At 48.3% G+C, this 5,500-nt stretch carries 6 protein-coding genes and 1 pseudogene; 3 read left to right on the top strand and 4 right to left on the bottom strand.

Annotated features, from left to right (window positions below):
* Window positions 1-726: 726 nt before the first annotated feature.
* Window positions 727-1,007: pseudogene (locus HJG40_RS07260) on the top strand (IS5/IS1182 family transposase); the annotation flags it as partial.
* Here the strand turns inward: HJG40_RS07260 and HJG40_RS07255 are convergent.
* From HJG40_RS07255 to HJG40_RS07240, 4 genes are all read right to left on the bottom strand, one after another.
* The gene (locus tag HJG40_RS07255) at window positions 1,006-1,269 is read right to left on the bottom strand and encodes a hypothetical protein (protein ID WP_215863569.1); all 264 of its coding nucleotides are present in this window, start codon (window positions 1,267-1,269) and stop codon (window positions 1,006-1,008) included. The pseudogene HJG40_RS07260 and the gene HJG40_RS07255 overlap by 2 nt on opposite strands.
* A 103-nt stretch (window positions 1,270-1,372) precedes the next feature.
* A complete protein-coding gene (locus tag HJG40_RS07250; protein WP_215863568.1) occupies window positions 1,373-2,608 on the bottom strand; it encodes a DUF3987 domain-containing protein in 1,236 nt (411 codons plus the stop codon).
* Window positions 2,602-3,555, bottom strand: coding sequence for an IS1595 family transposase (locus HJG40_RS07245; protein ID WP_215863567.1), 954 nt, complete (start codon window positions 3,553-3,555; stop codon window positions 2,602-2,604). Before HJG40_RS07245 ends, HJG40_RS07250 begins: the two co-directional genes overlap by 7 nt.
* Before the next feature lie 23 nt (window positions 3,556-3,578).
* A complete protein-coding gene (locus tag HJG40_RS07240) occupies window positions 3,579-4,004 on the bottom strand; it encodes a DUF3987 domain-containing protein (protein WP_215863566.1) in 426 nt (141 codons plus the stop codon).
* A gap of 482 nt (window positions 4,005-4,486) precedes the next feature.
* Here HJG40_RS07240 and tnpA point away from each other — a divergent pair, with 482 nt between their 5' ends.
* Together tnpA and tnpB are read left to right on the top strand one after the other, a co-directional pair.
* Complete coding sequence (gene tnpA / locus HJG40_RS07235) at window positions 4,487-4,861, top strand: IS66 family insertion sequence element accessory protein TnpA (protein ID WP_215863565.1); 375 nt, start codon at window positions 4,487-4,489, stop codon at window positions 4,859-4,861.
* Window positions 4,861-5,061 (top strand): IS66 family insertion sequence element accessory protein TnpB, encoded by a 201-nt coding sequence (gene tnpB, locus HJG40_RS07230; protein WP_215863564.1) that lies wholly within the window; start codon window positions 4,861-4,863, stop codon window positions 5,059-5,061. Before tnpA ends, tnpB begins: the two co-directional genes overlap by 1 nt.
* The last annotated feature ends 439 nt before the right edge of the window (window positions 5,062-5,500 follow it).

The following is a 5,500-nucleotide window of genomic DNA, read 5'->3' as shown; positions in this document are numbered from 1 at the left end:
ACGTGCTCGAAAAGCTCCCCACTTGGCCCAACAAGCGGCTCCACGAACTCTTGCCGTGGAACTGGAAAAAAACCGCATTACCCTGATGGGCGCCAATCCGCAAGGGTGGGTTGGCTGAACGTTTACCATCATCCGCCACGTGCGCTCATTTCAATCGCGGAATTTGGGGATAGCATTGATTTTGACATGCACTTGATAATGTGTCACAGTACACTGTGCGATTTCGCACTGACTTATGATACTTTATTTTGGAGTTCAAGATGATTCATTTGAAATTTTTGAGGCACCGGGATGCATTGCGAGACTGAGGTTTCCACCCTCGAATCTCGTGAAATATATACAGCAGTTTCTATAAAAAGCAGTCCTAATATAATTGATAGTTTCGTTTCTATAGCCAAGACATGTGAAATACTCGGTATTTCATCACCGACATACTACCGTATGATCAATATAACAACACCTTACTATAATCCAGAATGTCCGGTTCCAGTTTATGTTTCTTACAGGCGTAAAATGGTGCGTTTATCCGAGCTTAAAGCATTCATGGCAAACCGCACGAGCATAAGAAAATAGCAAATAACTCAGCCCCTTTATCAAGGGGCTTTTTAGTGGATAAGAAAATTTTCAACAATAGTGCACCTCGAATAATACTCTTATTTTAGTTATACATGGTTGGAAACAACCAATGAAGTCCAAAAAAAATGCGATCAAAAGCGACCCGTTAACCGCATAATCATCTGGCATTTTGAAAACCGCATTGGGGTAGTCGGTGCTGAAGCCCTGTTTGCGGACGTTGAGCAACAAATTCTACAACGCGGCTATCTGGCGCGCGGGGGTCAGATCATTGATGCCACCCTGGTCCCCGCACCCCAGCAACATTTTATCCGTGAAGACAAAGAACCGATCAAAGAAAAGGCCATGCCCGCTGACTGGAGCCCTGCGAAACGTCGCCAGAAAGATCTGGAGCGACCGGGACGAAAAAGCATGGGAAAAGCGGCCATGGCTTCAGCAATGGCCTGACTCTGCCCGACTCCATACAAGGAAATCGGGAGCGCCCGCAGCTAGAATCGTACCGCCGATGCGATCACCAACCACCACCATTTCTGCCTGATCGTCACCACCCTGATCTGAATTTACGCCGACCGGATCACGGCCAATCTCAATCACCGCTATCTCGTCAAGGTGCGGACTAGCTTTGCCTTCTCCGATGTCCACAAACTCATCACAGACGAAGCCCTCCCCAACCATTTTCTGGGATTCTGGCCCCATCTCAGTTAACCCCAAATAAATCTATCATTCAGATGCTCATGCGTTTGGTGGCGTATCATTCGGTTAGACGTATCTCATGGTAATTGGTTGAAGTTCAGTGGTATTACAAAAAAGTTGGCATAGGTAGATGCGGCCAATTTTGTATCGATTTTGGCAATAAGCTTTGGTCCTTAACAACTATGAACTTGCGCAAACCATGCCTATTTAAAATAAAAACAGGGCATTCTATAATGGCAATTATTCCGTCAACTTCCAACATTCTTAGCGGTTCTTCATATTCCGATTTTTTTCGTATTGGACCGCATCTTTGGTATACTTCCAGCCTTGTTCCATAAACATGAAAAGGTTGGTTTGGCAAAAAAACTTGCTCATTGTATTTGCCAGAGCATAAGAACTGCAATATCTTATTTGATTTTATTATATCTGATTTTTTAGGTTTGTCAGGGTTACAAATCCGCTTAAAAGAACGCGCATGTGCTAGCACCATATTGTAGGCCATTTCAATGTGATGCGGCTTTATCTCTCTAGACTCAGGATCATCAAAAAGCTCATAAAGTGCGGCTATTTTACACGACTGTTCCAGCATGCGGTGGGCGACATCATCAATCCCTGAGAACTCATTGCTGTCGATAGCTAATAATCGGTCAATCTTATCAAATTCTGATTTCAAAAACCTAACTGACTCCTCACTCAGTTTCATCAGCTCTTTCTCGGAATTACCGCAGGAGATCTGGCGCAATCTATTGCTGTTCAGCAGGTTTCTTATCGACTTATACCAGCCATCTATCGTGATGAGATAATAATCAGAAGTATTCCTGGGAATGCTCGATTTTTGGCCGATAAGTGGATCCGGAAAGTAAGTGATGAAGCGCGCTGCTAGCCCGGATGTCCTAAATTCATGGTCATCATCGAAATATCCTTCAACCATAGAGGGTTGCACCATCAATAGCATGGATAATCTGGGATTCGGTGACGATATACTCACCCTGTTCTTCACGATGCGGAAAGATTCTCCTGACCATGCGCTGCAAAACTCCGGGCCAAATTTTAAAAGCGTCTCTCTGAACACTCGTGCAGAGTCGGAATTCAACATCAGCAGTGAATCCCCATCCGCCTCGACTAAGGCATCTCGCAGCCCAGTCAAAGTTACATCAGAAATGATTTTTTTGGTGCTGTTAGATCTTGTTGGTTTTTCACTGAGGTGGCTCGCGATAATCCCTTCAATGCTACCAACATCAGGGCTATCACTTTTAATTGCCTCCCTCATTTTATTTTCAAGCACTTTCAGCTTTTTTTCCCAGCGTATATGCCTCGCATCATAATTGTTCCTGATTAGCACGATGATTCCGCTGAGCGGAGCCAGTGCTCGGGCCTCGGTCCAGTGTTGACGGCGGCGCGAAGTAAACTCATGGGTAACATGGCCAGATTAAAACGGCGGTTGAAGCGATAAGTCACGGTGGAGAGATAACGTTGCGCATATTTCCGAAACTTAAAAGCATGGTAAGCACCGGAAAGACTCGTTTTGAGATTCCCCAGCACGGTGTTGACCCAGCTGAACTGGGGCAAATCCCTCGGTTTGCGGCCACCAGAGACAATTACCGCATGACCCCGTCCCGCATCGGCTATCCCATTGAAGCAAGGAAGACCATCGGTCAGGACCTGACATGCTTTATCCAGCGTCGTGCGCGCCCAGTCTGCTATGGCGGGACCAGTGAATCCTTTAATGGTGGTGAATCGCGCGTAGACAGGATGCTCCTGTGCATCGACCGAGACGGCCGCGACAAAAGGCACCTTGTTTTCGGAGCCGCGTCCCGGTTTGCCACCGGATCGTTCCCCGCCCAGATAGGCGTCATCAGCTTGTACGGAACCCTGCAGGGTGTAGAGTGCTTCGCGTTCCAGCATGGATTGCATGAGCTTGTGATGGATACGCCAGGCCGTGGGGTAACTGACGCCGAGCTGGCGACTCAGCGCCAAAGCGGACAACCCGGTTTTCGCCTGGCTGATCAGGTAAATCGCCAGAAACCAAATGGTCAAAGGCAAACGCGTTCCTTGAAAGAGGGTTCCGGCAATCAACGAAGTCTGATGGCGACAATAGCTGCACTGAAAGGTCTTGCGCGAGCCGCATTTCAGAACAGAATGCCGGATACCGTCACACTGGGGGCAATGAAATCCGTCTGGCCAACGCGCCGATTCCAGAGCCGTTGCGCACTGTTCCTCGGTGCCAAAACGTCGCAGAAAATCGGGGAGAGACAAGCCTTTCTGAAACTGTACGCGGTTCATCGCCATGGTGCACCTCACTGTCATAAGAATCAGTGGATTATATCAGGATGGATTACTGTATGAAAGTACAGCTTAAACATCGTGCTAATCAGGTAATTGTTTTTATTAATAATTTCCTGCTTATATAGTTCTGAATCATATTCAGACAGCGGACTCATTATGGCATTTATAACGCTGGTCTTGCCTTCGCCTGTGCCGCTGGCAATTAGTGCAAAAAAGTTAAGCGGAAATCTCCCTCCCTTCCAACTGCCGACGTCCACAGATCCTCCCTGAGCAACCGCTAATGTGGCGAGAACGCATGAAAGAATGGTCGGAATTGGTGCGCTTGTTTTTCGTTGAAAAGCATAAAGTAGCGTCCGTAATTTTGGCGGTATTGCAGCATCAGGGATTGCCGCATCAGGAATGCCTAACCCCATTGACTCACTGGACAGCGTTGCCGGTAAAATTGGTTGCATAGTAAAAACTCCCGTAGAAAACGATTGGCTGTAACGGAAGCACGCTCCTGGTTGCGTGCTTCCGTTGCTGATTATTATGCCGATCACCCGAGACTAAACAAGCGTAAAATATTGATTTATTAATTGTTTCATTGATTGTCACACTGATGCATACAGTATCATGGCGGTTCACCATAAGCTAATTTACTTACCGCATTAATAACATTGATTAAATTAGGTTAACCCATGATTGGTGATTCCTCGTGAATGCCCGTTAGGATTCGGGATGCAGCAATTGCCCACGCTGGTGTCGAGACGAAGTACGCGTATCTACCCGACTAGTTATTTCGGTTGTCCCTACGTATTCTTCCAGGCACAACCTGTCAACCTGATATGCGAAAACAATCTGCTCCTCTAATGTAACCGGTAACTGAGCGGTGTTATATCCTGAAATTTTCAGAGGTGCAGAATAATCTCCCAGGACATGACTGAGGAGAAAATACATGGTGCCATCAACACCGCGCAGGAGATCCCCGCGCCGCAGCGCCCAAACCTGGCAGGCATTACTGGATGAACAGGCAGAAAGTGCTTTGACGGTGACGGATTTTTGTCATCAGGCATGCATCAGTCGGGCCAGTTTCTATCGTTGGCAAGGACGGCTGCGCAATGGATTACAGAATACCGGAGGGAATTCTGCCGGGACGCTGAGTCCTGCTATTCCGGCTGTCACCGCCCCTCAGCCTATCCCTGATTTTGTCGATTTGGGCGCACTGGAAGACGTGCCCTCTCCGGTCCGACGGGAAGCAGACGCTGCGCATCGACTAGAACTCCGTCTGGATCTGGGCGGTGGCCTGATTCTGCATCTGGTGCGGGGCTGATGTTTTTCCCGGAAGGTCGGGTACGGGTGCATCTCTGCGGTCAGCCGGTGGATATGCGCAAGTCCTATGACGGGCTGTATGCGTTGACCCGCAGTGTCTTGTGCCAGAATCCTCTGTCTGGACATCTTTTTGTGTTCATTAACCGGCGGGCGACCCAAATGAAGGTGTTATATTGGGGTGTGTCACGAACGCAGGCGTAAGCCTGCGATGCTGTATCGAAGATGGGAGCAGGCCTCCCGAAGTCTGCCTGCAGGGGCTGGCTTCAAACCGCCCGGTGCCGCTGCGTTCAAAAGGCGTGGTGGTGAGCGACCGTGGAAAAGGCGCCGATAACGGCGTCAGGTAGGTATTGAGAAGATGAGCGAAAGCAAACCGTTCGAAGACGCATCGTTAAGCACTCAAATGCTGTCAAAACCGAGATCGCCCAGTAGTCTCGTGACAAATCTGGAGGGCACCTGTTTACTGTCCAGATGGCAGCCGGTGTATAGGCGGCATGATCTCAATACAGGCTTTGATATCAGCAATTCTCAATATGAAGTTTGTCGGCCTCTCCGATCTCTCGGGACAAATTTTCGATTGGCTTTTAGGTGCTTTGCCGCAGCTTTTGCTGTGCGTTGGGCGTTAAAGGATAGAGGAAGATGC

Source organism: Acidithiobacillus concretivorus (assembly GCF_018853445.1).
In the GTDB taxonomy this organism is placed as follows: Bacteria; Pseudomonadota; Gammaproteobacteria; order Acidithiobacillales; family Acidithiobacillaceae; genus Acidithiobacillus; species Acidithiobacillus concretivorus.
Note: the sequence above shows the minus strand (reverse complement) of the source record. Positions and strands in the feature narration are given on the sequence as shown.

What these genes read in the sequence shown, in the direction of transcription:
- HJG40_RS07255 (WP_215863569.1), bottom strand. Translation starts at nt 1,269, where the DNA reads ATGGGGCCAGAATCCCAGAAAATGGTTGGGGAGGGCTTCGTCTGTGAT.
- HJG40_RS07245 (WP_215863567.1), bottom strand. Translation starts at nt 3,555, where the DNA reads ATGGCGATGAACCGCGTACAGTTTCAGAAAGGCTTGTCTCTCCCCGAT.
- HJG40_RS07240 (WP_215863566.1), bottom strand. Translation starts at nt 4,004, where the DNA reads ATGCAACCAATTTTACCGGCAACGCTGTCCAGTGAGTCAATGGGGTTA.
- tnpA (WP_215863565.1), top strand. Translation starts at nt 4,487, where the DNA reads ATGGTGCCATCAACACCGCGCAGGAGATCCCCGCGCCGCAGCGCCCAA.
- tnpB (WP_215863564.1), top strand. Translation starts at nt 4,861, where the DNA reads ATGTTTTTCCCGGAAGGTCGGGTACGGGTGCATCTCTGCGGTCAGCCG.